Here is a 22,956-nt window from a genome sequence, read left to right as displayed (position 1 = left end):
CATCAGGGCGTCAGCACGGCCGCGCCGAGGATCTGGCCGTTCCGCAGCATGCTCAGAGCCTCGTTGGCCTGATCGAGCGGAAACGCCGTCGTCTCGGTGCGCACGCCGGCTTGCCGAGCGATCTTTAGAAAATCGAGGCCATCCTGCCGGGTCAGATTGGCGACCGAGACCAGCTGCCGTTCCTGCCAGAGCAAGTCATACGGAAAACTTGGAATGTCGGTCATGTGGATGCCGGCGCATACGACGCGACCGCCTTTGCGGACGGCGCGCAACGCGGCCGGGACAAGCTCGCCGGCCGGTGCGTAAATGATGGCGGCATCGAGCGGCTCGTCCGGCATTTGGTCCGATGACCCGGCCCAGACCGCGCCGAGGCGACGCGCAAGGTCTTGTGCAGTTGCGTCGCCGCGTCGCGTGAATGCATGGACGGATCGTCCCTGCCAAACCGCGACTTGCGCGATGATGTGGCCGGCCGCGCCAAAGCCATAGAGGCCGAGCCTGTCGGCGTGGCCGGCCAGGACCAGCGAGCGCCAGCCGATCAGCCCTGCGCACAGCAGAGGCGCAATCTCCACGTCGCTGCCGGCCTCACCGAGCGGAAAGGCGTAGCGTGCGTCGGCGATTGTGTGGGTTGCGTAGCCGCCGTCGCGCGTGAAGCCGGTGAACAGCGGGGCGTCACACAGATTTTCCATGCCCTCCCGGCAGAAGCGACACTTTCCGCAGGTGAAGCCGAGCCAGGGAATGCCGACCCGGTCGCCAGACGCATGTGTTGCCACATTCGGGCCTACGAGATCGACCCGGCCGACGATCTCGTGGCCAGGCACGATCGGATAGCGAATATCGGGCAGTTCGGCATCGACGAGATGAAGATCGGTCCGGCATACGCCGCAGGCGCTGATCTTCACCCGGATCTGACCCTCGCCCGGCATCGGGTCAGGCCGCTCCTCCATCTGGAGCCGTGCTCGTGGGGCCGACAACACCATCGCACGCATGAGTCTCTCCGGGCGAACCGCTCCGATTGAGTTATTCATAGAATGACCCAGCGGCCAGTCCACGTCGGTCAATGCCTGTTCCCGGGCGACCGGACGGAGTTTCCTCTGCCTTGACGGGGATCAAGCGTCTCGACGTGAGCCGGCCTATTGTGGTGATTGAGGAGAATTCCGATGCCCATCAAGGACGTCTTTCTGCCCCTTGTCGGCCAGCCGCGCGGGCCAACCCTGGTTGCGATCGAGGGCGAATTCCCATGGCATCGATGCGATCGTGATGGGCGCCTATCATCATTCGCGCCTGAACGAGATCGTATGGGGCGGTGTGACAAAGACCGTCATTGGCCAGCCACCCTGCTGGGTTATGATCTCACATTGGGCTCCTTCTTCTTCCGGCCTGATCGTCAACCATCGGAACCGCCGCCGACCAAGCGCATTTGCTTCCATGTCAATCTATCGTCTGAACATCCTGCTGTCGCCGCGCTCAGTTGCGCTGGTCGGGGCGAGCGCCCGTCCGGCGTCGGTGGGACGTGCCGTCCTGGAGAACATTCGCAAGGCCGAATTCAAGGGGCAGTTTGGCCTCGTTAATCCGCGCCATGCCGAGATCGGCGGCGTTGCGGCGGTGAGGAGCCTGGACAGATTGGACTTCGTGCCCGAGCTCGTGGTCATCACCGCGCCCGCGAGCGAGGTTCCAGACATTGTCGACCAAGCCGGGCATCGCGGGTCTGCGGGCGCGCTGATCGTCTCGGCCGGGCTCGGTCAGGGACCGGGATCGCTGCATGAGGCTACAAGCGCGGCTGCCCGCAAACACGGCATGCGGCTGATCGGGCCGAACTGCCTCGGCATCATGATGCCAGGCGTCAGTCTGAACGCCAGTTTCGCCGCGCACATGCCGGGAGCGGGCAACCTCGCGCTGATCTCGCAATCCGGCGCGATTGCCGCCGGCATGGTGGACTGGGCCGCGCAGCGCGGCGTCGGCTTCTCCGGCATCGTCTCGATCGGTGACCAGATCGACGTCGACATTGCCGACCTGCTCGACCATTTCGCGATGGACCACAAGACCCGCGCGATCCTGCTCTACATCGAGGCCATCAAGGACGCGCGCAAGTTCATGTCGGCCGCGCGCGCTGCCGCGCGCGTGAAGCCTGTCGTCGTGGTGAAGTCCGGCCGCATGGCGCAGGGTGCGAAGGCCGCTGCCACGCATACCGGCGCGCTTGCCGGCGCCGACGCCGTGTACGATGCGGCGTTCCGCCGCGCGGGTGTGCTGCGGGTGTCCGATCTGCGTGAGCTGTTCGATTGTGCCGAGACACTGGGCCGTGTCGAATCGCCGACTGGAAAGCGTCTCGCCATCCTGACCAACGGTGGCGGCATCGGCGTCCTCGCCGTCGATCGATTGGTCGAGCTCGGCGGAGTTTCGGCGACCATCTCGGCCGAGGCGCGCAAGAAGCTCGATGCGGCGCTGCCGCCGACCTGGTCCGGTGCAAATCCCGTCGACATCGTCGGCGACGCCGACGCCTCGCGCTACGCGGCGGCACTGGAGGAACTGCTGGCCGATCGCGACAATGACGCTGTCCTCGTCCTCAACGTGCAAACGGCGATCGCCTCTGCCGCCGAGATCGCGACGACCGTGACGGAGCTCGTCGGCAAATACCGCGAGCAGCACCGCCGATGGGCGAAGCCCGTATTGGCGGCCTGGGTTGGGGCCGATCAGCACATCATTCAGGCACTCTCCGGCGCCGGTGTGCCGAACTATCCCACCGAGGACGATGCCGTGCGCGGCTTCATGCATCTGGTCCGGCACCGCGAAGTGGTGGAGGAGCTGAGCCAGGTGCCTCCCGCGATGCCCGATACGTTCGTTCCGGACGCCCAGGGGGCGAGAGAGATCGTCGCCGCCGCGATCGCGGACGGTCGTGAATGGCTCGAGCCTGTCGAGATCAAGCACCTGCTCGAAGCCTATGACATCGCGATGGTGCCGACCTATGCGGCAACCGATGTCGAGCAGGCGGTGGCCTATGCGAAGGATATCTTCGCACAGGGCGGCACCGTCGTGTTGAAGATCATGTCGCGCGACATCATCCACAAATCCGATGTCGGCGGCGTCATGCTCAACCTGACCACGCCTGAAGCCGTGCGAGAGGCCGCCACGGGCATTCTTGCGCGGGCGAAGAAGCTGCGTCCGGAAGCCCGCATCGGCGGCGTCATCGTCCAGGCGATGGTCGTCAAGGCAAAGGCCCGCGAGCTGATCCTGGGTCTCGCCGACGATCCGACCTTCGGCACGGTGGTCGTTTTCGGCCGGGGCGGAACGGCGGTGGAGATCATCAACGACAAGGCGCTTGCGCTGCCGCCGCTCGATCTGCAACTGGCCCGCGACCTGATCGACCGCACGCGCGTGTCGCGGCTGCTAAAGGCCTACCGTGATGTGCCGGCGGTCAAGCAAGACGCCGTCGCCATGGTGCTGGTCAAGCTCGCGCAGATGGCGGCCGACATTCCCGAGATCCACGAATTCGACATCAATCCGCTGCTGGCGGACGAAGCCGGCGTGACCGCGGTGGATGCCCGCGTCGCGGTCGGGCCGCCGCGGCGGAAGTTCGCCGGCTCCGGCCCGGCCAATTTCGCCGTTCGCGCCTATCCGTCGCAATGGGAGCGGCGCCTCAAGCTCAAGGACGACTGGCGCATCTTCGTGCGGCCCATGCGCCCCGAGGACGAGCCGACCATCCACGAATTCCTGCGTCACGTCACGCCGCACGACCTTCGCCTGCGCTTCTTCGCACCGATGAAGGAGTTCACCCACGAGTTCATCGCACGCCTGACCCAGCTCGACTATGCACGCGCGATGGCCTTCATCGCATTCGACGAGGCCACCGGCGAAATGGTCGGCGTCGTCCGGCTCCATTCGGACTCGATCTACGAGAGCGGCGAATACGCGATCCTGCTGCGGTCCGATCTCAAGGGCAGGGGGCTCGGCTGGACTCTCATGCAGCTGATCATCGACTACGCGCGGTCGGAAGGGTTGAAGACCATATCGGGCGACGTGCTCCAGGAGAACACGGTGATGCTCGACATGTGCCGGCAGCTCGGCTTCGAGGTCAAGCCGGACCCGGCCGAGCCTGATATTTGCGACGTCAGGCTAAAGCTCTAAGCGCGTCAGCTAGGAGCGCGCCTCGGCCGACGAGAAGGTTGCGACCTTTCTGCTCGGCTGGCGTGAGCGGATGGTCGCCCTCAACGAGCTGTCCGACGGCCGATGTTCGCCGAAGCGGGCGCTGGCGTTCGGCAGCGTCTCAACGCAATCTCGGCTTGCGCTGCCTGCAACTTTGCATCGACCGAGACGCATCGGCGCATCCTTCGGATGCAAACTTCCGACTTTACCGCGGCCTTTTCGTGGCATTTGCCTCAAATCGTGCGCGTGCTTTCCGGTTGAAAAGCCTGTTATCGTTGACTACGCAGGAACCCACTGCCTCGTAGTCTTAGGAGCCCCGCGGCGTGCCTCAGGACAAGACCGGCGACCCCCGACAGTCGGCGGGCAACAAACTATCGGTCCTGCGCAAGCACCCGATCTTCGCGGATCTGGAGCCGGAGGCGCTCGATCAACTCTGCCGCTACGCCAAGCACACCTCGGTCAAGCGCGGCGCAACGATCGCCGCCAAGGGCGATCCCGGCAACAGTCTGTTCGCGGTGATCGCGGGGACAGTAAAGATTTCCTCTTCGTCGCCCGATGGACGGAACGCCATCCTCAATCTGATTGGTCCGGGAGAAATTTTCGGCGAGATCGCGGTGCTCGACGGCGCCCCCAGGTCAGCGGATGCGACCGCCAACACCAATTGCGAGCTCTACGTCATCGATCGCCGGGACTTCCTGCCCTTCGTGAAGAGCCAGCCGGCGCTGGCGATGAAATTCATCGAGCTGCTGTGCGCGCGTCTGCGCTGGACCAGTCAGCAGGTCGAGCAGGTGATCCTCCAAAATCTGCCGGGCCGGCTTGCGAGTGCGCTGCTGGGTCTCACCGAAGAGCGCAAGCTCGATTCCGGCAGCGGCACGCTCGCCATCACGCAGCAGGAGATCAGCGAGATGGTCGGGATGACGCGCGAGAGCATCAACAAGCAATTGCGTGCCTGGGCCGGCCGTAACTGGGTCCGCCTCGAGCACGGCGCCATCGTCGTGCTGGATACCGACGCGCTGCGCGAGCTCGCCGAGAGCGGCCTCGACGGCGCGTGACGGCGTCTGCTTGAATCGATTGCCGCGGGCTCGGTGCAACCTCTCCCGCTTGCGGGAGAGGTCGCGCCCACCGGGTCGCGCCAGCAGCGCGCCCGATGACAGGCTCCGGCGCGGGTGAGGGCTTTCTCCTCAAGGGGGTTCTCCCATCGCGGCCCTCTCCCCAGCCCTCTCCCTCAAGCGGGAGAGGGAGTGCACCTCCGTTGTAGCGATCGAACTGATCTCATCACGCGCTAGCTATCGATGATGGCGACGGCGCGGGTCCAGCCAGCGGAGGCGCGCTCGATCTTCACCGGAAAGCACGAGATCGTGAATCCGGTCGCAGGCAGCTGGTCGAGATTGTGCAGCTTCTCGAGATGGCAATAGCCGATGTGCCGTCCCGCCTTATGGCCCTCCCAGATCAGGCCGGCATTTTTTGTTTCGGCATATTTCTTCGCGGTGTAGACGAACGGCGCATCCCAGCTCCAGCCGTCGGTGCCGGTCAGCCGCACGCCGCGTTCGAGCAGATACATGGTGGCCTCATAGCCCATGCCGCAGCCGGAATTGACGTAATCGGCCGTACCGAATTTTGCGCCGGCGCTGGTGTTGATGACGACGATCTCCAGCGGCGACAGCGTGTGTCCGATGCGCTTCAGCTCCTTCTCGACATCCTCGGCACTCGCCACGTAGCCATCGGGCAGATGCCGAAAGTCGAGCTTCACGCCGGGCTGAAAGCACCAATCCAGCGGCACCTCATCGATGGTCCATGATCGCTCGCCGCGATTCATGGTCGGGTGGAAGTGCCAGGGCGCATCGAGATGGGTGCCGTTGTGGGTGGATAGTGAGACCTGCTCGACGGCCCAGCCCTGGCCGTCCGGAAGGTCTTCCGCCTTGAGGCCGTCGAAGAACTGCAGCATGCGCGGCAGGCCCTGCTGGTGATCGATATACTGGATCGTCGGGTGATTGCCGGGCGGATCGGCGGTCACCTCGTTTGCGAGCGGCACCGAGATATCGATCAGCTTCCGCGGCATGGGCATTCCCTCGAAATGGCCTGCTGTCTCGAACATCTTGAGGGGCCGCCATTGGAGCCGTCAAGTCACGGGCTGGCGACGTCGAGCCGGCCCGCCATACCCACCATAATGCGAGTTGCGCTAAGAATTGATCGATGCAACTCTTGCATCGATCAATGCCGGATTTGGCTTGGACAGAAAATGCCGCCCGCCCTAGGGACGACATTGGCGCTTGACTTCGCACCTGAAGTGGAGCGACCCAAGGCGGCCTGCAGCCGGCCCGACAACGATATAATCAATCCAATCGACCAGGAGGAAAGCCCAGATGAAGACGCTCACCGGTATCATCACAGCCGTTGCACTGGCGGTCTCAGCGCCCCTGGCGACCGCACGCGATTTCCGCTCCGCCGACGTCCACCCCGCCGATTACCCGACCGTCGAGGCCGTCAAGTTCATGGGCAAGCAGCTCGCGGCGGCGAGCGGCGGCAAGCTCGGCGTGAAGGTGTTTCCGAACGGCGCCCTGGGCTCGGAAAAGGACACGATCGAGCAACTCAAGATCGGCGCGCTCGACATGATGCGGATCAACGCATCGCCACTGAACAATTTCGTGCCTGAGACCATCGCGTTGTGCCTGCCCTTCGTCTTCCGGGATACGCAGCATATGCGCACCGTCCTCGACGGGCCGATCGGCGATGAAATCCTGGCAGCCTTGGAGCCCGCAGGCCTGGTCGGCCTTGCCTATTACGACAGCGGCGCGCGCTCGATCTACACCGTCAAGGCACCGGTCAAGTCGCTCGCCGACCTCAAGGGCCTGAAGATCCGCGTCCAGCAGTCCGACCTGTGGGTCGGCATGATCCAGAGCCTCGGGGCCAACCCGACGCCGATGCCGTATGGCGAGGTCTACACCGCGCTCAAGACCGGCCTCGTCGACGCTGCCGAGAACAACTGGCCGTCCTACGAATCCTCGCGTCACTTCGAGGCCGCCAAGTTTTACAACATCACCGAACACTCCCTCGCTCCCGAAGTTCTCGTCATGTCGAAGAAGGTCTGGGACACGCTGAGCAAGGACGATCAGGCCATGATCCGCAAGGCAGCCAAGGAATCGGTGCCCGTCATGCGCAAGCTCTGGGACGAGCGCGAGCAGGCTGCCCGCAAGACCGTCGAGGCGGCCGGCGTTCAGGTCGTCACGATCGCCAACAAGGCGGAATTCGTCGACGCGATGAAGCCGGTGTACCAGAAGTTCGCCGGCGATGAGAAGCTGCAGAGCCTCGTCAAGCGTATCCAGGACACGAAGTAAGACACGGCGGGGACCGGGTCCGGCGTCGCCGCGAGGTGACACCGGGCCCTCGCGAGGAGGCGCGGGATGACAGACCCACACGTCGCAAGCCACGAGCAAGGCGCCGTAGCAGCACGCCCGTCCACCGGCTTGCTGTCGCGGATCAATGCCCCCGTCGCTCGCCTTGGCATGTACCTGTCCGTGACCGGCCTGCTCGTCATCGTCGCCATCGTTTTCTACCAGGTGTTCGGGCGTTACGTGCTCAACTCCAGCCCGACCTGGACGGAAAACCTGGCGCTGGTCCTCATCCTCTATGTCACGCTGATCGGCGCCGCCGTCGGCGTGCGCGATGCCGGGCACATCGGCATGGACAGTCTGCTGGTCATGCTTCCCGATCACGTGCGGGAGAAGATCGAGATCGCGATCCACGTTCTCGTCGCCTTGTTCGGCATTGCGATGGCCTATAACGGCTGGATCCTCGGGGCTTCGGTCGGCACCGTGAAAATCCCCAACCTCGGCCTTCCCGAGGTCATCCGCTATGTGCCGCTGATCGCCTCCGGCATCCTGATCGTCTCATTTTCCATCGAGCACATCATTGCTCTGCTGCGCGGCGAAGAGGTCGTCCCCTCATGGAACTGATCATCCTCGGCGCCACCTTCTTCGGCTTTCTGATCCTCGGCGTCCCCGTCGCCTTCGCGATCGGCCTGTCGGCGATCTGCACCATCCTCTACGAAGGGCTGCCGGTCGCCGTCATCTTCCAGCAGATGATGTCGGGGATGAACATCTTCTCCTTCCTCGCCATCCCGTTCTTCGTCTTCAGCGGTGAGCTGATGCTCCACGGCGGCGTCGCCGACAAGATCGTGCAGCTCGCCAAGAACCTCGTCGGACACATCCGCGGCGGGCTCGGCATGTCGAACGTGGTCGCCTGCACGCTCTTCGGCGGCGTCTCGGGCTCGCCTGTGGCCGACGTGTCGGCGATGGGCGCGGTGATGATCCCGATGATGAAAAAGGAGGGGTTCGACACCGACTACGCCGTCAACGTCACCACGCATGCCTCGCTGGTCGGAGCCTTGATGCCGACCAGCCACAACATGATCATCTATGCGCTGGCCGCCGGCGGCAAGGTCTCGATCGGTGCGCTGATCGCCGCTGGTCTCCTGCCGGCGCTCGTACTGATGGTCTGCATGCTGGTCGCTGCCTACGCGGTCGCGGTGAAGCGCGGTTATCCGGCCGGCAAGTTCCCGGGCTGGGCCGAGGTGTTCCGCTCGCTCGCGGCCGCGCTGCCGGGTCTTCTGATCGTCGGCATCATCCTGGCGGGCATCCTGTCTGGTGTCTTCACCGCAACCGAATCCGCCGCCGTCGCGGTCACCTACACAATCCTGCTGACCTTCTTCATCTACCGCACCATGACCTGGGAGAACTTCCTGCGGGCCGCTGCCAAGGCGGTGAAGACGACGGGCGTGGTGCTGCTGCTGATCGGCGTCTCCACCATGTTCCAGTACCTGATGGGGCTTTACGAAGTCGCCGATTTCGCCGGTGACCTGATGAGCAAGGTGTCGACGCAGCCCTGGATGATATTCCTGCTCATCAACATCATCCTCTTCGTGCTCGGCACGTTCATGGACATGGCCGCGACCATCTTGATCTGCACCCCGATCTTCCTTCCGATCGCGATGAAGGCGGGCATGGATCCGGTGCAGTTCGGCATGCTGATGCTGATCAACTGCGCCCTCGGGCTCAACACGCCGCCGGTCGGAACGACGCAGTTCGTGGGTTGTGCCATCGGCGGCATCTCGGTCGGTGCCGTGATGCGCACCATCCTGCCGTTCTATGCTGCGCTCATCGCAGCGCTGATGTTCGTGACCTACGTCCCTGCATTCTCGCTGTGGCTGCCGCGCCTCTTGATGGGCTACAAGGGATAGCTGCACCAGGGAGACAGTATAAGTGACGGACTATCGCAAGCTCTTCGATCTCACCGGCAAGACTGCAGTCGTGCTTGGCGCCGCTTCCGGCATCGGCAAGTCCTCGGCCGAGGCGCTTGCGGATCTCGGCGCCCGCGTCGTCTGCGCCGATCGCGCGTTTGATGCGGCTGAGGCGACCGCCGCCGGCATTCGCGACAAGGGCGGCTGGGCGGAACCAGCGAGCTGCGACGCCGCAAGCGCTGCGGACGTCGATGCGCTCGCCAAGACCGTGATGCAGAAGTTTCCGCGGCTCGACATCGCCGTAACGACGCCCGGGCTCAACATCCGCAAGACCATCCTCGACTACACCGAGGAGGATCTCGATCGCGTCCTCACCCTCAACGTCAAGGGCACGGTGTGGTTCTTCCAGGCCTTTGGCCGTATCATGGTCGCGCAGAAGGGCGGCAGCATCATCGCCTGCTCCTCGGTGCGCGCGGTGACCATCGAGCCGGGCCTCGGCATCTACGGCTCGACCAAGGCGGCAATCGGCCTTTTGGTGAAGGGTTTTGCCTCCGAGGTCGGCCATGCCGGCGTGCGCGTCAACGCGATCGCGCCGAGCATCGCCGAGACCGCGCTGACCGGCCCGTTCAAGCAGCGACCCGACATCTATAATCTCTACGCCGGCCACACCGTGTTCAATCGCTGGAGCAGCGCCGACGAGGTCGCGACCGCCGTCGCCTACCTCGCCTCGGACGCCGCGAGCTATGTCAGCGGCAGCACGTTGTTCGTCGATGGCGGCTGGACCGCAGTCGATGGCCCGCCGACCGGCCTTACCCAGTTGCACAAATAGGGCGGCGTCTCAATTGCCGCGGGCTCGTTCACCTCTCCCGCTTGCGGGAGAGGCGTAGGCCGCCTCCGGCGGCCGTCATCTCAAAAGACGCCGAGGCAAAGCCTCGGCTATGGCGAAGCGCCGGGTGAGGGCTCTCTCCTGTACGGGATTGTCCCGTTGCGGAAGCACCCTCTCCCCAACCCTCTCCCGCCTGCAGGCGGGAGAGGTAGCCTACCTCCGCCGTCGCAGCTATCGAGCCTCGTCTCATCCCGTTTTAGCCGGCAAAGCCCACGCGCTGGCGCAGTTCCTTCCGGTCTGCGCCGGTCAGTAGCGCGACCAGCGCAGCGGCCTCCTTTGGATACGCGGCGTGCGTAGTCACGCCCGCTGTGTACATCGTCACGAGCTCGCATCCCGGAGGTAATGATCCCGACAGCGCGATGCCGTGGGTGGCGATGATCTCGGTGGCCTGGGTGCATCCGATCGGCCTTTGCGCAGTGGAGGCCGCAAGCTCACGCATCGCCGTCGCGCCGTTCGGAAATATTTTCAGGCGCGAGGCGACCTCATAGGCGATGCCCAGCTGATCCAGCACTTTTGCGACGTGCTGGCCCGCGGTCGACGCCTTCGTGTCCGGGACGTAGATGGCGTCCGCGGACCGCAGCACATCGCGCAAATCGGCTTCGGTCTTCACCGCCACCATGGGATCGCGGCTGCGGACTGCCAGTGCGGTCTCGACCCGGCCGACATCCGCGATCGAGGAGGCAACGACGAGCTTCTCCTCGGCGAGCTTTGCAAGCAGCGCCTGCGTCAGGATCACGAGGTCGGCCGGTGCTCCCGCACGCAGCCTGTCGGCCATGATGCCGACCGCGCCGAATTCGCCGTCGATACTGAGGCCGGTCTGCGCCTTGAAGGCATCGGTGAGACCGCGCACCAAGCCTTGCGCCGCGCCGCCGCTCAGAATGGTCACTGTCGTCACGATGCGAGCTCCATGGCTGCAATGATCCTGTCGCGCGTGATCGGCAGGTCACGCACGCGCACGCCGAGGCAATCGAATACGGCGTTGGCGATCGCTGCCGTCACCGGGCCGTGCGCGGCCTCACCGGCGCCGACCGGCTCGATCTCCGGCCGCTGGATGATCTCGACGTCCACCGCCGGCACCTCGCCGAAGGTCAGGATCGGATAGTCCGTCCATGTGGCCGAGGTGATGCGGGTGCGGTCGAAGCGGACCCGTTCCTTCAGCACCCAGCTCGTTGCCTGGATCGCGCCGCCCTCGATCTGGTTGATGACGCCATCAGGATTGATGGCCTCGCCGACATCGATCGCGAGCGTCAACCGATTGACGCGGATGTCGTCGGCCCCCTCGATTTCGGCAATCGCGGCGCAATAGGCCCCCGTGTTCTTGTAGCGCGCAAAGCCGGCGCCGTGACCGATGCCGGCCTGCTTCTGCGGCTTCCACTGCGCGCGTCGCGCTGCGGCGCGGATCACATCCTTCGCCCGTTCATCGCGCAGATGGCGCAAGCGGAATGCGATCGGGTCCTCGCCCCGCAGGGAGGCGATCTCGTCGATCAAGGATTCGATGGCGAACACATTGCCTTGCGCGCCGAGAGTCCGCAGCGCTGAGGTGCGCACCGGCATCGTCAGCAGCCGGTGGCTCGTGATCGTCCAGGCTGGAAAATCATAGAGCGGCACAGAGTTGCGATCGCCGCCGCCGCCATTCGCGGCCGGTGGATTGGTCGAGATCATACGCGGATGAGGGTTCTCGATCTCAGTCGCGGCAAGCAGCGCCGGCTGTGCCGCGCGTCCCGGCCTGGCGGCGTGACCGTTGCTCCAGATCGCATGGCGCCAGCCGACAATCTCGTTGTCCGCATCGAGGTCGGCCTCGATCTCGATGGCCATCGCCGCGCCAAACGGCGCGTGGCTCATCTCGTCGTGGCGCGACCACTGCACCCGCACCGGACGGCCGCCGGCGGCTCTCGCCAGCAGCACCGCATCGAGCGCGACGTCGTCGGCGGCATTGTGCCCGTAGCAGCCGGCGCCCTCCATGTGCTCGACGACAATGTTTTCTGCCGGCAGCTTCAGCACGATGGCGAGGTCGGCGCGCAGCAGGTAGACGCCCTGGCTGTGCGTCCAGACATGGACATGATCGACGTCCCATTTGGCCATGGCGCAGGAGGGTGCGATCGAGGCATGGGCAATGTAGGGACGGGTGTATTGCCGGCGGAGGGTTTGAGCGGGCTCGCGTGCCGCCGTTGCCGGCCTGGCGTCGATGATGGTCGTTTCGACCGGCTGGCTTTTCAGGAAGCCTGCGATATCGTCTTCATCGGGCAGCGGCTCGCCGGCCGACCATGTCGCGCCCTCGCGCAAAGCCTTGAGCGCGGCGTCCGCCGCAGCCTCGCTGTCGGCAACGACGCCGGCAAAGCCGCCGTCGCGGACGATTGCGAGGAGGCCGGGGACCGCACGCGCCGCCGTTTCATCGAGGGCAATCAATTTGGCGCGCGAGACATCGGGCCGTAGCACGCGTCCGTGCAGCAGGCCGGGCGGCGCACAGTCGTGGATGAAGCGCGGCCGCGCGAACACCTTGTCGGGAATGTCGACCCGCGGGACCGAACGTCCGGCGAGGGCGCGCTTCATAGCGCTCTTCGGTGTCGCGGCCGCCGTGGCTTCGTGATCAAGAGAAACCTCGCCAGCCAGCTCCCAATAGCTGGTCCTGACATTGCCGGGACCCGAGATTGTGCCGTCATCGACATTCAGTGACGCCGCATCGATACCGAGACGCTCCGACGCAGCAGCGAGGAAACGTTGCCGCACCTCGGCACAGACGTGTCGGAGCGCGCGGCCGGATTGCTGGGTCGAAAGGCTGCCTGACGTGACGCCTTCGTTCGGGCTGGTCGCCGTCGAGGCACGGATCATCTCGATGCGCCCGATATCGACGTCGAGCTCGTCCGCGGCGATCTGCGCCAGCGCCGTGACGATGCCCTGGCCGATCTCGACCTTGCCGGGCGAGATCGCCAAGCGGCCTTCGCCCGTGAACCTCACCCAGGACGACAGCCTCGGATTGGCCGCGAGGCTGACCGGGAGTTTCTGGGCGGGGGAGGTCATGGCGCAGCCATCTCAGAGGCCGCCCGCAGCACCGCGCGGACCATGCGGTTATGCGATCCGCAGCGGCACAGATCGCGATCGAGCGCCGCTCTGACCTCGGCCTCCGTCGGCGACGGATTGCGTTTCAGCAGCGCCGCTGCACTGATGAGAATTCCGGCGACGCAATAGCCGCATTGCATCGCCTGTTCGGAGATGAAGGCACGTTGCAGCGGATGCGGCCGTTCTGCCGTGCCGAGGCCCTCCAGCGTGACGACATCCTTGTTCTCGACCGACCACATCGGCATGTCGCAGGAGGCCATCGCGCGGTCATCGACCATGACATGACAGGCGCCGCACTCACCGGCGCCGCAGCCGAAATGCGGACCGGTGATGCCGAGCCGGCCGCGCAGCACATCGAGCAGCATCTGGTCCGGATCAGCGTCCAAGGCGATCGCTGCGCCGTTGAGGCGGAATTGAAGGGAGGGCATGAGCAGTATGGCCTCAGGACTTGTCGAACTTCTTGACGACATCTGCCCATTTCTCGATGTCCCCGCGCAGGAATTTGTCGAATTCCTCCGGTGTCATCGACATGGGCACGGCACCTTGCTCGGTCCAGAGCTTGACGATGTCGGGTCGCTTCACCATTGCGTTCACGGCGGCATTGAGCTTGTCGATGACAGGTTTTGGCGTGCCCGCGGGCGCCATCAGGCCGAGCCAGATCGTCGCCTCATAGCCGGGGACGCCGGCTTCGATCGCGGTCGGCACGTTCGGCAGCACAGCCGAGCGCTGCTTGCCCGTGGTCGCGAGTGCGCGGACCTGGTTCTCGGCGACATTCGGGGCATCGCCGGCACCGCGTCGATCATCATCTGCACCTGCCCGCCGATCACGCCGCTGCGGGCTTCGCCGCTGTTGCGGTAGGGCACGTGGACGATGTTGACGCCGGCCATGGCTTTGAACAGCTCGCCGGCCATGTGGTAGGGCGTGCCCTGGCCGGACGAGGCGTAGTTCAGCTTGTCCGGCTGCGATCTGGCGAGCGCGATGAACTCCGGCAGCGTCTTCGCCGGAACAGCCGGGTTCACCACGATGACGAGGTCGGAAGAGTTCACCGGCGCGATCGGCGCGAGGTCGCGCATCAGCTCGTATTTGCGCTTGTCCGGCGTCAGCAGCGATTCATTTGCGGTCTGGGTGTTGGACATCATCAGCAGCGTGTAGCCGTCGGCCGGCGATTTCGCAGCTTCCACGGTGCCGATAACGCCGCCGGCGCCGGTGCGGTTCTCGATCACGAAGGGCTGGCCAAAGCTCTCCTGGAGCACGTTGCCGGTCAGCCGGGCCGCGACGTCCGCCGGCCCACCGGCGCCAAAGGGCACCACGATCCGAACCGCGCGGTTGGGATAATCCTGTGCGAAAGAGGGGGGTGCGGAGAATGCAGCGAGCAGGCCGGCGGTGAGTGCCAGCATGAAGCTTCGGGCTGTCATGCCCACCTCCCTGATGTCGTTCTTGTTGGCCGGCACTGTAGCGGCAGGGAATGGGGACTGTCGACGCCTCACAACAGCGATTGCGCCGGGAATGCCGGGTGGCTCTCGGTGTGGCGGTCCGCATTTCGCGGTCGCAGCAGGAACCTGCGGCGCGTGTGCTTTGAGCAAATCGCATGGGCATTGCCGGATAAATGCGCTCGGCTGGCTGGTATTTTGATGTTACGAACTGGGCCATGAACCAGCACGCCATCGAAATCCGCCATTCGACCTGTCCGCATGATTGCCCCTCGGCCTGCGCCCTCGACGTCGAGGTCGTGGAGGGCCGCAGCATTGGCCGTGTCCGCGGTTCGAAAAAGCAGACCTATACGGCCGGCGTCGTCTGCGCCAAGGTCGCCCGCTATGCCGAGCGCATCCATCACCCCGAGCGGGTGACATTTCCGATGCGCCGCATTGGGCCGAAAGGCTCTGGCCAGTTCGCGCGCATCTCGTGGGACGAGGCGCTCGACGAGATCGCGGAGCGGTTTAATCAGGCGGAGCGGGAGTTCGGTGCGGAATCGATCTGGCCCTATTACTACGCCGGCACGATGGGCCTCGTGATGCGCGACGGCCTTAACCGCCTCACCCATGTGAAAAAGTATTCGCGGTTCTATCAGACCATCTGCGCCAATGTCGCGCGCATCGGCTTTGCGATCGGCACCGGCAAGATCGCCGGCGTCGATCCGCGCGAGATGGCGCTGTCCGATCTCGTCGTGATCTGGGGCACCAATCCCGTCAACACCCAGGTCAACGTGATGACGCACGCCTCCCGCGCCCGCAAGGAGCGCGGCGCGAAGATCGCGGCGATCGACATCTACGACAACGAGACCATGAAGCAGGCCGACATCAAGATCATCCTGCGTCCGGGCACCGACGGCGCCTTCGCCTGCGGCGTCATGCATGTCCTGTTCCGCGACGGCTATGCCGACCGCGCTTACATGGACAAATACACCGACTGCCCGGCCGAGCTCGAGGCGCATCTGAAGACGCGCACCCCGGAATGGGCGTCGGCCATCTGCGGCGTCCCGGTGTCGGAGATCGAGGCCTTCGCCAAGGCCGTCGGCGAGACCAAGCGGACCTTCCTCCGTCTCGGTTACGGCTTCACCCGCTCGCGCAACGGCGCGACACAGATGCATGCGGCGCTGTGCATTCCCGCGGTGACCGGCGCCTGGCAGTATGAAGGCGGCGGAGCCTTCTTCAATAATTACGCGCTGTGGCATTTTAATGAATCCATCATCGAGGGCCACGATGCCATCGACAAGTCGACGCGCGCGCTCGACCAGTCGCAGATCGGACGCATCCTCACTGGCGATGCCGAAGCTCTGCAGGGCAAGGGCCCGGTCAAGGCGATGCTGATCCAGAACACCAACCCGATGACGGTCGCGCCGGAGCAGGCGCTGGTGCGGCAGGGCTTTGCGCGCGAGGACCTGTTCGTCGCGGTGCACGAGCAGTTCATGACCGAGACGGCCGAGATGGCCGACATCGTGCTGCCGGCGACCATGTTCATGGAGCACGACGATCTCTATTACGGCGGCGGCCACCAGCACATCTCGGTCGGCCCGAAGCTGATCGATCCGCCCGGCGAATGCCGCTCCAACCACGAGCTGCTGCAGGCGCTGGCGCCGCGGCTCGGTGCCAAGCATCCGGGCTTCGAGATGACGCCGCGCGAATTGATCGACGCGACCTTGAGGCTCAGCAATCACGGCGATATCGCCGGCCTCGAGGCCGATATCTGGCGCGACCTGCAACCGGATTTCCGCACCTCGCACTATCTCGATGGCTTCGCCCATGCCGACGGGAAATTCCATTTTAGGGCGGACTGGGCACATCCGCCGTTCGGCCAGACGATGGGCGATTTCGACAAGATGCCCTCGCTGCCGGACCATTGGGCGGTGATCGAGCATACCGATCAGGTCCATCCATTCCGGCTCGCGACCAGCCCCTCGCGCAGCTTCCTCAACACCACCTTCAACGAGACGCCGTCCTCGCAGGCGCGCGAGGGCCGGGCCAGCGTGATGATCCATCCTCTCGACGCGGCCGCGCTCGGCATCGCCGATGGCGATGCGGTGACGCTCGGCAACGGTCGCGGCGAGACCACGCTGGTCGCGACGCTGTTCGAGGGCGTGCGGCGCGGCGTGCTGATCGCCGAATCCGTTCACCCGAACAAGGGCCATATCGGCGGTCGCGGCATCAACATGCTGACGGGCGCGGACACGATCGCTCCGATCGGCGGGGCCGCGTTCCACGACAACAAGGTCTGGATCAGGAAAGCGGTCGCCTGAGCGTGCATGGCGACCGGCGCGCAATTTGTGTCGAGGCGCTAAAGCGGCGCCGGCCCCGCAGTTTGCGCTTGCACCTCTGGCTCAAGCTGCCGCAAATGGCGGCAAACGAAGCCACGAAAGCGAGCGTGCCATGACCGACACTACAGCCGTCATCACCGAAAAGCGCGGGCAGGCGCTCTGGATCACTATCAACCGGACGGAGAAGCGTAACGCGCTGAACGGCGACGTCATTGCCGGCATCACACGCGGCTATCGCGACGCGCATGACGACAAGGACGTCCGCGTCATCGTGCTGACGGGCGCGGGCGACAAGGCGTTCTGCGCGGGTGCGGACCTGCAGAATTCCGGCGCGGCGTTCGCGATGGATTATTCCAAGCCGAACGTCGACTATGCGGACCTGCTGCGTCTGTCACAGAACGCCATCAAGCCGGCGATTGCGCGCCTCAGTGGCGTCTGCATGGCCGGCGGCATGGGCCTCTTGTGCATGACCGACATGGCGATTGCGGCCGACCACGTCATCTTTGGCCTGCCCGAGGTGAAGGTCGGCGTGTTTCCGATGCAGGTGCTGAGCCTGCTGCAGAGGATCGCGCCGCCTCGTCTCGTCAACGAATGGGCGCTCACCGGCGAGCCGTTCGATGCGAAGGCCGCGCAAGCTGCGGGCCTTCTCAATTACGTCGTGCCCGCCGCCGAGCTGGATGCTAAAGTCGACTGGCTGATCGGCCGTATCGTCGACAAATCCCCGACCGCGATCCGGCGCGGCAAATACGCCATGCGCGCCATCGCCTCGATGTCGTTCGACGAGAGCATCGCCTACACCGAAAGCCAGATCGCGCTGCTCGCAATGACCGAGGATGCCAAGGAGGGGCTGAAGGCGTTCGGCGAAAAGCGGAAGCCGGTCTGGACGGGAAGGTGAGAGCGCCCCGTGTCGTAGGCACTTTGTTAGGTTGACTGCGATCGTGCTTCCCTCGACTGAGTTGGCTACCTAGAGCATGAGCCTCGCTTTCAGGCGCGATTGGACGGGAATCTCTATGTTTCGAGTTTTCGCTGTCAAAGCAGAGGACTTTTCGCGAAGCTGAAGTTCGCGCTGTCTTCCAATGTTCCGTTTTTAGTTGTGTTCTGGCTTCTAGATTCTCCTCTCATACGGATGATCGCCACCAACAGAGTCACGAATGCCGGGCGATATTGGTATAGGACCACGCTCTTGAACGCGGCATTGACAGGCCCATTGAAGCCGAGTCAGCGAACTCTACGCGATTGCTTGGAGCGCTTGGCCTTGAGTCCGTGACCGGCTGAAGCCTCAGCATGTTTGGGGATGAGTTGCTTCAGGTCGGCTTGGCTATCTCGTGCTCAGCGTAGGCGTCTCGGGCGCGAACATAGGTGGCCGCAAGTTTCGCCCACCGATTGGAGGCCGACATATCGACTGGCTTGACTGCATCCAGTCGTGGGCGCGATGTCTTGATGTTGAAAAGAGTGGGCGGATGGCCGCTCTGGGTGAGAGTCATTCTCCAGGCCACAGCTTTGAAGGCTTCAGTTCGGTAGGCCTGGGATAGTAACTGGTCGATGTCGCGGTTTGGATGCCCGTTGACGATCCTTGTCAGGACGTCCGTGAGATAGGCGAGCGGATCGACGTCGTTATATTGCAGGTCTCGACCAAGGGTGCGACGGCGGCCCAATGTTAGGCACCCCATCGATTCAGCAAACGGGCCTTCTTGCGACTGAGTTAAATGCCACGGCTTGATCGTTCGATTGCACTCTTGTCGAGTGTCGAGACCGATGTGCCGGTCATGGAAGAAGCCGTTACCTTGCCAGCGCGAGAGGGTGTTGCATGTGGGATGCCCTTGAATCCGGCAAGATGGCTTAACAGCCGCTCGGCGTGAGATCGGTGCATAAAACATGGGCGATGTCGGGCGGATCGAGGCCGGCCCAAGCCTGTCGTGGCGGTATAGAGAGACAGAGCTGGCTGGTCTTGGCGCCTTCGACCCGGCACCGTCGTCGTCTCGTCGGCGAACAGCTTAGACCTTACCCGAAGCATCGTAAGAAGACGCTTGTGCAGCGGGCGCAGATGGAAGGCAGCATGGCCAACCCAGTCCGTCACCGTGAACCGATCGAGAGCGATGCTCGGACCGCTTCGCGCCCAGCTGCGGCTTGCGTTGGGACGCGCTTTCGAAGCGCCACCGGCTTGCGCTATTCAGGCTTTGCAGTCGGTTAGTTCGTGTTTCAAGCATAATCTAGATACGAGCGATTGCCTATAATTTAGGCAAATTTCCTTAGATCGAAGATATGAATTGCTCTCCTTCTCCGACGCGGCAGTAGCCGAGTGTCGTTGGTGGGACACGCTCCGTTCGACAGGACGATGTTGTTGGGGGCATCCAAAAGCGAAAACTTTTCGCATTTGGTTTGCCTCCAAGACCGTGCCAAGTTGCCATCATTCTGAAAAGATTGACGTTTTTCTCCTTTGGTGTATCTTGGTCTAGAATACATTCGAAAACGAGAGAGCGTTGGAGCGCGCGACCATGACGGGCGGCGAGCAGTTCAACTATGGTCAGTTTTCACCGGAGGTCCGGGACAGGCTGGAGGAGCTCGCGGGTGTCATCCTGGAGGGCGAGAAGCGGCTGATTTGCAGCGGGGTGGTGATCGGCGCAGCACTGATAGAGGCCAAGCAATATTTCGCGCACGGCATGTTCTTGCGGTGGTGTCGTCTGGTCGCAGGATTCGAGCCGCGGAAGGCGCAACTCTATATGAATGTCGCGCATCTGTTCCAGTGCCACGGCGAGGACGTGTGCCGGCTCCCGCTGACCGCGGCGCAGGATCTGGGGGCTTCGTCGGTGAGCGAGGATACGGTGCACGAAGTGCTCGCGCGTGTGCGGCGCGGCGAGCGGGTGACGATCGAGTGGGTCAAGCAGACGATCCGCCGCGACAAGGGGGGCTCCTTCAAAATGGAGACCGACCAGGCTCAGTCGATCGAGATCGCGGCGATGATCACGGAGATGTTGGACGTCCGCCATTGCCGGCTTTTGCAGGCCTTCCTCGAGGAGCGGCCATCGGCTCGCCAGTTCATGGCCGATCTTGCCGAGCGTGCGGCCGCGAAGATTCGCAGGAGCCGCGCCGCACGGGTGACGCCGGTGATCCTCAGTCTGCCTGCGTCCTGATCGGGCATCCAACGTCGTGACGTCCGGTGTCGAAGGGGGCCGGACGGCATGTTTCTCGTTCGTCATCTAAGCGCGGGGGTCGGCGATGATCATAGACGAGTTGCTACAACCGATTGTTGATGCGCTGGCCACGACCGAGCTGGGCGCTCCAAAGACGCAAGCGGTCATTGACCGACATATCGAGGCGCTCGAGGCGATGTTGGCGCTTGGCTTGACCTACAAGCAGATTGCCGCGGGTCTGAACGACCGAGGGGCACGGGGTCGCACAGGGGCGGAATTCACCGAGCAATCGCTCTACAACCTTATCAGCCGAGCCAGGGGAAGGAAGGATCGCCCGCCCGTAGCGGCAACGAGGCGGCCGTCCGTTCGACCAGCCGATTTCGGCCGGCCATCGCCGCCGAGCGGGGCGCAGAACTCGCCGATCTCGCCTGAACTTGATCGGTTCAGGCAACGCATCGACCAGGCTCGGACCCACGCCGCAATGGACGACTTTCTGTTCCGTCGTGGAAAGTCACGGTAGCGGGCATGCTTCTGGATGAGGATCGTGTCGAGCTCGAGCGGCTTATGCGCCGGGTCCGCCGTCCTGCGATTGATGTCGCCGTTCAGCTCGAAGCTCTCGATCAGGCTGCGTCGTCATTTCGAAGCCGGAGCGCGCGGCGCAGAGCTTCGGCTCGTATCGGGGAGGTAATCTCGCAATTGTCCGCGCTCGTAGACGCGGCACATCAGGCGGCTCGCACCGGAGCGGGCTCCATTCCGTCCGAGATATTGCCCGAGACGTTCGAGGCGCTGGTCGGGCGCTATCCATTCTCGAACGTCGACATGGCGCCGGTTACGGCCGAAACGTTGCGGAATACGCGCGGTTACGCAGGTTCTCACCGGACGGCCGTTATAGATGCGCCCGTCGAGCCTCATGTCGTAAACGCGGCGCTGCGCCAGTTCTCGGGCAAACCGCATCTGGTGGCGGTCAGATCAACAGCCTTCCCATTTGACGCGGCGATGGCTTACTTCTTCGAAGGTCTGGCCGAGCCGATTGCGGACGATCTGAGAAGGCGGCTCGAAGATTTCATCGTTCGGATGACGGATGTCGCGCCCGGCTTTCTTGAACATGTACGCGATCGTGTGTGTCTTGCGACACGGGATCCGGAGCGGCAAAACCGGGGACGGCGAACGCTCTACGATTGGGCCGAGCCGTCGCCCGAAGCCCGTCTGGTATGGGACGTGCTCGAGGCGGTCCTGCAGCCGGCGACGGAGCGGCCGAAGACGCCGGTTCAGGACGTCATCGTTCGGATCTTCGATCTGCTGGCGGGGTCGATTGCTGCAGACGGCATCCGTCCCGACATCATTTCGGCGATGTTGACGATCTGGGTCGCGAGCTGCCAGCACCACATCGTGGCAAGGCGTCTGTCGGGAATGCTGGACGGAGCGCCGGGGCAGGCGGAGACGCCGGGCCGCCGGCATCGACGCGGCTTCTGGATCGCCTGCCATGGCGCCGTGTGCGACTCGGCCGCCGAACTCTGGCGCCGCGCGTGCATGGGCGACCATCACCATGTCGCGCAGCTTGGCGGCGATCCCAAGTCCTTCGATGCAATGTCAGCCTCGCCCGCCGGCGGCGTCAGCAGCACGCCCAAAGGTCGCGCGACGGGATTGCCGGTGCCGACCCTCGATCTTGCCGCCGCGGCGACCGCCGAGACGACCCTGCGATTCCTCCGCAGCCTTGCAAAGGCCTGCGCCCCCAGGCTCCGCCCGCAAGCCGAGCCCGACGTCCTCAGACGATAGATGCCGTTTCTCCGACGGATGACGACAATCTACAACAATTCCCGCGCAGGGTTCGTGGGAGCGTTGTTCGTCAAGCCGTGCCTTATTCAGCTGCTCACCGAAGGAGGAGAAGCACCTGATGCAGGGATGGTACTTCATCGTCGTTCTGTCCGCCATCGGCGGCCAGGGAAAGACCCTGTTTTCCGAGCTCGTGGCGCTGATCTTGCGCTCGCTCGGATGCAACGTTCAGATCTTTTCCGCGGACGTTCAGCAGCGGTTAGCTGCCAAGCTCGGCAGCGTCACCACGATCGACACCGATCTGCTCGACGCACCCGATGATCCCCTTGCCCTGTTGCGGGCATTTTCGCCCCTGTCTCACGCCATCGACCAGGCGGCGGAGAGCGGCGGCAGCATCGTGCTGGACACGGCGGCCACGTGGGACGTGCCGGTCGTGCGTTTCCTGCGCGACATGGGCCTCGACAAGGTGGTAGCCGACGGCGGCGGGCAGATGATCGTCGCGCTTGTGACGACCTCGAATCGTGACGCCATGCGCGCGTTGGCGACGACCACCGACTTGGTGCGCGCTGCGCTGCCACTCGCCCGGCCGGTGTGGGTGCTCAACGAACGGGTCGGTATCGTGTTCCCGGCCGATTTCGACCCCGGCCTCCTCGACTTGGAGCCGGAGCACTTCGCCAAGATGCGTGCGGGCGTGTCGGAGATCGTGCTGCCGCGAATGGATGACCGTCTGTGGCAGCCTGTGGACCGTACGGGACTGAACCTCGTCAATTTCGTGACCGCCGATCCGACGAAACTCGTCGCGTTGTGGCTTGATGCCGCGGGCCGGCCGCTCGATCGGCTGTCGGCGGCGGCGGTTCAGCGGCGCATCGCGAGCTGGATCGCAAAGATGATGGAGGAGGCCTCGCGCGGCCTCAGGTTTCCCCAGGCCGATTAGGCTCGCCCCGAACTTCGCACGAGCCGAGCAGCGCGGGGACGAGGCGGCTCG

The 22,956-nt window shown here is 64.3% G+C and carries 18 protein-coding genes and 3 pseudogenes; 13 read left to right on the top strand and 8 right to left on the bottom strand.

Annotated features, from left to right (window positions below; translation table 11 throughout):
* Window positions 1–2: 2 nt before the first annotated feature.
* Entirely contained in the window at window positions 3–986 is a 984-nt protein-coding gene (locus YU9_RS0127985; protein ID WP_027575770.1) for a zinc-dependent alcohol dehydrogenase family protein, read from the bottom strand.
* 229 nt (window positions 987–1,215) lie between these two features.
* On the opposite strand from YU9_RS0127985, the pseudogene YU9_RS50230 reads away from it, so the two are divergent.
* The 3 genes and pseudogenes from YU9_RS50230 to YU9_RS0127975 form a co-directional block, all read left to right on the top strand.
* Window positions 1,216–1,356, top strand: a pseudogene (locus YU9_RS50230) (universal stress protein); the annotation flags it as partial.
* Window positions 1,357–1,425: 69 nt separating this feature from the next.
* On the top strand, window positions 1,426–4,119 hold the full coding sequence (locus YU9_RS0127980) for a bifunctional acetate--CoA ligase family protein/GNAT family N-acetyltransferase (protein WP_027575769.1): 2,694 nt from the start codon (window positions 1,426–1,428) through the stop codon (window positions 4,117–4,119).
* A gap of 341 nt (window positions 4,120–4,460) precedes the next feature.
* Window positions 4,461–5,189, top strand: a complete 729-nt coding sequence (locus YU9_RS0127975; protein ID WP_027575768.1) for a Crp/Fnr family transcriptional regulator — start codon at window positions 4,461–4,463, stop codon at window positions 5,187–5,189.
* A gap of 230 nt (window positions 5,190–5,419) precedes the next feature.
* Here the strand turns inward: YU9_RS0127975 and YU9_RS0127970 are convergent, their stop codons facing one another.
* Complete coding sequence (locus tag YU9_RS0127970) at window positions 5,420–6,196, bottom strand: cyclase family protein (RefSeq protein ID WP_027575767.1); 777 nt, start codon at window positions 6,194–6,196, stop codon at window positions 5,420–5,422.
* A 304-nt stretch (window positions 6,197–6,500) separates the two neighbouring features.
* Between YU9_RS0127970 and YU9_RS0127965 the strand changes: the two genes are divergently transcribed.
* The 4 genes from YU9_RS0127965 to YU9_RS0127950 all read left to right on the top strand — a co-directional run bounded on the left by YU9_RS0127965 (window position 6,501) and on the right by YU9_RS0127950 (window position 10,202).
* The gene (locus YU9_RS0127965; protein ID WP_027575766.1) at window positions 6,501–7,472 is read left to right on the top strand and encodes a TRAP transporter substrate-binding protein; all 972 of its coding nucleotides are present in this window, start codon (window positions 6,501–6,503) and stop codon (window positions 7,470–7,472) included.
* Window positions 7,473–7,538: 66 nt separating this feature from the next.
* Window positions 7,539–8,090, top strand: coding sequence for a TRAP transporter small permease (locus YU9_RS0127960; RefSeq protein ID WP_027575765.1), 552 nt, complete (start codon window positions 7,539–7,541; stop codon window positions 8,088–8,090).
* Window positions 8,081–9,373, top strand: a complete 1,293-nt coding sequence (locus tag YU9_RS0127955; RefSeq protein WP_027575764.1) for a TRAP transporter large permease — start codon at window positions 8,081–8,083, stop codon at window positions 9,371–9,373. The genes YU9_RS0127960 and YU9_RS0127955 overlap by 10 nt, the downstream gene beginning before the upstream one ends.
* Window positions 9,374–9,395: 22 nt before the next feature.
* Window positions 9,396–10,202 (top strand): SDR family NAD(P)-dependent oxidoreductase, encoded by an 807-nt coding sequence (locus YU9_RS0127950; protein ID WP_027575763.1) that lies wholly within the window; start codon window positions 9,396–9,398, stop codon window positions 10,200–10,202.
* A 253-nt stretch (window positions 10,203–10,455) separates the two neighbouring features.
* Here the strand turns inward: YU9_RS0127950 and YU9_RS0127945 are convergent, their stop codons facing one another.
* The 4 genes and pseudogenes from YU9_RS0127945 to YU9_RS42725 all read right to left on the bottom strand — a co-directional run bounded on the left by YU9_RS0127945 (window position 10,456) and on the right by YU9_RS42725 (window position 14,731).
* Window positions 10,456–11,154 (bottom strand): substrate-binding domain-containing protein, encoded by a 699-nt coding sequence (locus YU9_RS0127945; protein ID WP_027575762.1) that lies wholly within the window; start codon window positions 11,152–11,154, stop codon window positions 10,456–10,458.
* Entirely contained in the window at window positions 11,151–13,277 is a 2,127-nt protein-coding gene (locus tag YU9_RS0127940; protein ID WP_027575761.1) for a molybdopterin cofactor-binding domain-containing protein, read from the bottom strand. Before YU9_RS0127940 ends, YU9_RS0127945 begins: the two co-directional genes overlap by 4 nt.
* Window positions 13,274–13,744, bottom strand: a complete 471-nt coding sequence (locus YU9_RS0127935) for a (2Fe-2S)-binding protein (RefSeq protein WP_027575760.1) — start codon at window positions 13,742–13,744, stop codon at window positions 13,274–13,276. The genes YU9_RS0127940 and YU9_RS0127935 overlap by 4 nt, the downstream gene beginning before the upstream one ends.
* 13 nt (window positions 13,745–13,757) lie before the next feature.
* Window positions 13,758–14,731 (bottom strand): annotated as a pseudogene (locus YU9_RS42725) (tripartite tricarboxylate transporter substrate binding protein).
* 233 nt (window positions 14,732–14,964) lie between these two features.
* On the opposite strand from YU9_RS42725, the gene YU9_RS0127925 reads away from it, so the two are divergent.
* Both YU9_RS0127925 and YU9_RS0127920 read left to right on the top strand, forming a co-directional pair.
* On the top strand, window positions 14,965–17,049 hold the full coding sequence (locus YU9_RS0127925) for a molybdopterin oxidoreductase family protein (RefSeq protein WP_027575759.1): 2,085 nt from the start codon (window positions 14,965–14,967) through the stop codon (window positions 17,047–17,049).
* A 130-nt stretch (window positions 17,050–17,179) separates the two neighbouring features.
* Complete coding sequence (locus tag YU9_RS0127920; RefSeq protein ID WP_027575758.1) at window positions 17,180–17,962, top strand: enoyl-CoA hydratase/isomerase family protein; 783 nt, start codon at window positions 17,180–17,182, stop codon at window positions 17,960–17,962.
* 409 nt (window positions 17,963–18,371) lie between these two features.
* Here YU9_RS0127920 and YU9_RS46270 read toward each other — a convergent pair whose 3' ends face one another.
* On the bottom strand, window positions 18,372–18,944 hold the full coding sequence (locus tag YU9_RS46270) for a transposase domain-containing protein (protein WP_084299090.1): 573 nt from the start codon (window positions 18,942–18,944) through the stop codon (window positions 18,372–18,374).
* A pseudogene (locus tag YU9_RS48205) lies at window positions 18,944–19,144 on the bottom strand (hypothetical protein); the annotation flags it as partial. The pseudogene YU9_RS48205 and the gene YU9_RS46270, both read right to left, overlap by 1 nt.
* Before the next feature lie 403 nt (window positions 19,145–19,547).
* On the opposite strand from YU9_RS48205, the gene YU9_RS0127910 reads away from it, so the two are divergent.
* The 4 genes from YU9_RS0127910 (at window position 19,548) to YU9_RS0127895 (ending at window position 22,905) form a co-directional block, all read left to right on the top strand.
* Entirely contained in the window at window positions 19,548–20,198 is a 651-nt protein-coding gene (locus YU9_RS0127910; protein WP_027575756.1) for a hypothetical protein, read from the top strand.
* An 85-nt stretch (window positions 20,199–20,283) separates the two neighbouring features.
* On the top strand, window positions 20,284–20,718 hold the full coding sequence (locus YU9_RS0127905) for a hypothetical protein (RefSeq protein ID WP_027575755.1): 435 nt from the start codon (window positions 20,284–20,286) through the stop codon (window positions 20,716–20,718).
* 176 nt (window positions 20,719–20,894) lie between these two features.
* On the top strand, window positions 20,895–21,974 hold the full coding sequence (locus YU9_RS0127900) for a hypothetical protein (RefSeq protein ID WP_156952164.1): 1,080 nt from the start codon (window positions 20,895–20,897) through the stop codon (window positions 21,972–21,974).
* Between the two features lie 118 nt (window positions 21,975–22,092).
* Window positions 22,093–22,905, top strand: coding sequence for a hypothetical protein (locus tag YU9_RS0127895; RefSeq protein WP_027575753.1), 813 nt, complete (start codon window positions 22,093–22,095; stop codon window positions 22,903–22,905).
* Window positions 22,906–22,956: the final 51 nt, after the last annotated feature.

The organism is Bradyrhizobium sp. WSM1743 (assembly GCF_000473065.1).
Lineage (GTDB): Bacteria > Pseudomonadota > Alphaproteobacteria > Rhizobiales > Xanthobacteraceae > Bradyrhizobium.
The sequence above is the reverse complement of the archived record's forward strand: the minus strand, read 5'-3'. Positions and strand labels throughout refer to the sequence as shown.

Excerpts from the sequence above, each read along its gene's own strand:
- YU9_RS0127985 (WP_027575770.1), bottom strand. The coding sequence starts at position 986 with ATGCGTGCGATGGTGTTGTCGGCCCCACGAGCACGGCTCCAGATGGAG.
- YU9_RS0127980 (WP_027575769.1), top strand. The coding sequence starts at position 1,426 with ATGTCAATCTATCGTCTGAACATCCTGCTGTCGCCGCGCTCAGTTGCG.
- YU9_RS0127970 (WP_027575767.1), bottom strand. The coding sequence starts at position 6,196 with ATGCCGCGGAAGCTGATCGATATCTCGGTGCCGCTCGCAAACGAGGTG.
- YU9_RS0127965 (WP_027575766.1), top strand. The coding sequence starts at position 6,501 with ATGAAGACGCTCACCGGTATCATCACAGCCGTTGCACTGGCGGTCTCA.
- YU9_RS0127960 (WP_027575765.1), top strand. The coding sequence starts at position 7,539 with ATGACAGACCCACACGTCGCAAGCCACGAGCAAGGCGCCGTAGCAGCA.
- YU9_RS0127955 (WP_027575764.1), top strand. The coding sequence starts at position 8,081 with ATGGAACTGATCATCCTCGGCGCCACCTTCTTCGGCTTTCTGATCCTC.
- YU9_RS0127940 (WP_027575761.1), bottom strand. The coding sequence starts at position 13,277 with ATGACCTCCCCCGCCCAGAAACTCCCGGTCAGCCTCGCGGCCAATCCG.
- YU9_RS0127935 (WP_027575760.1), bottom strand. The coding sequence starts at position 13,744 with ATGCCCTCCCTTCAATTCCGCCTCAACGGCGCAGCGATCGCCTTGGAC.
- YU9_RS0127925 (WP_027575759.1), top strand. The coding sequence starts at position 14,965 with ATGAACCAGCACGCCATCGAAATCCGCCATTCGACCTGTCCGCATGAT.
- YU9_RS0127920 (WP_027575758.1), top strand. The coding sequence starts at position 17,180 with ATGACCGACACTACAGCCGTCATCACCGAAAAGCGCGGGCAGGCGCTC.
- YU9_RS46270 (WP_084299090.1), bottom strand. The coding sequence starts at position 18,944 with ATGTTTTATGCACCGATCTCACGCCGAGCGGCTGTTAAGCCATCTTGC.
- YU9_RS0127905 (WP_027575755.1), top strand. The coding sequence starts at position 20,284 with ATGATCATAGACGAGTTGCTACAACCGATTGTTGATGCGCTGGCCACG.
- YU9_RS0127895 (WP_027575753.1), top strand. The coding sequence starts at position 22,093 with ATGCAGGGATGGTACTTCATCGTCGTTCTGTCCGCCATCGGCGGCCAG.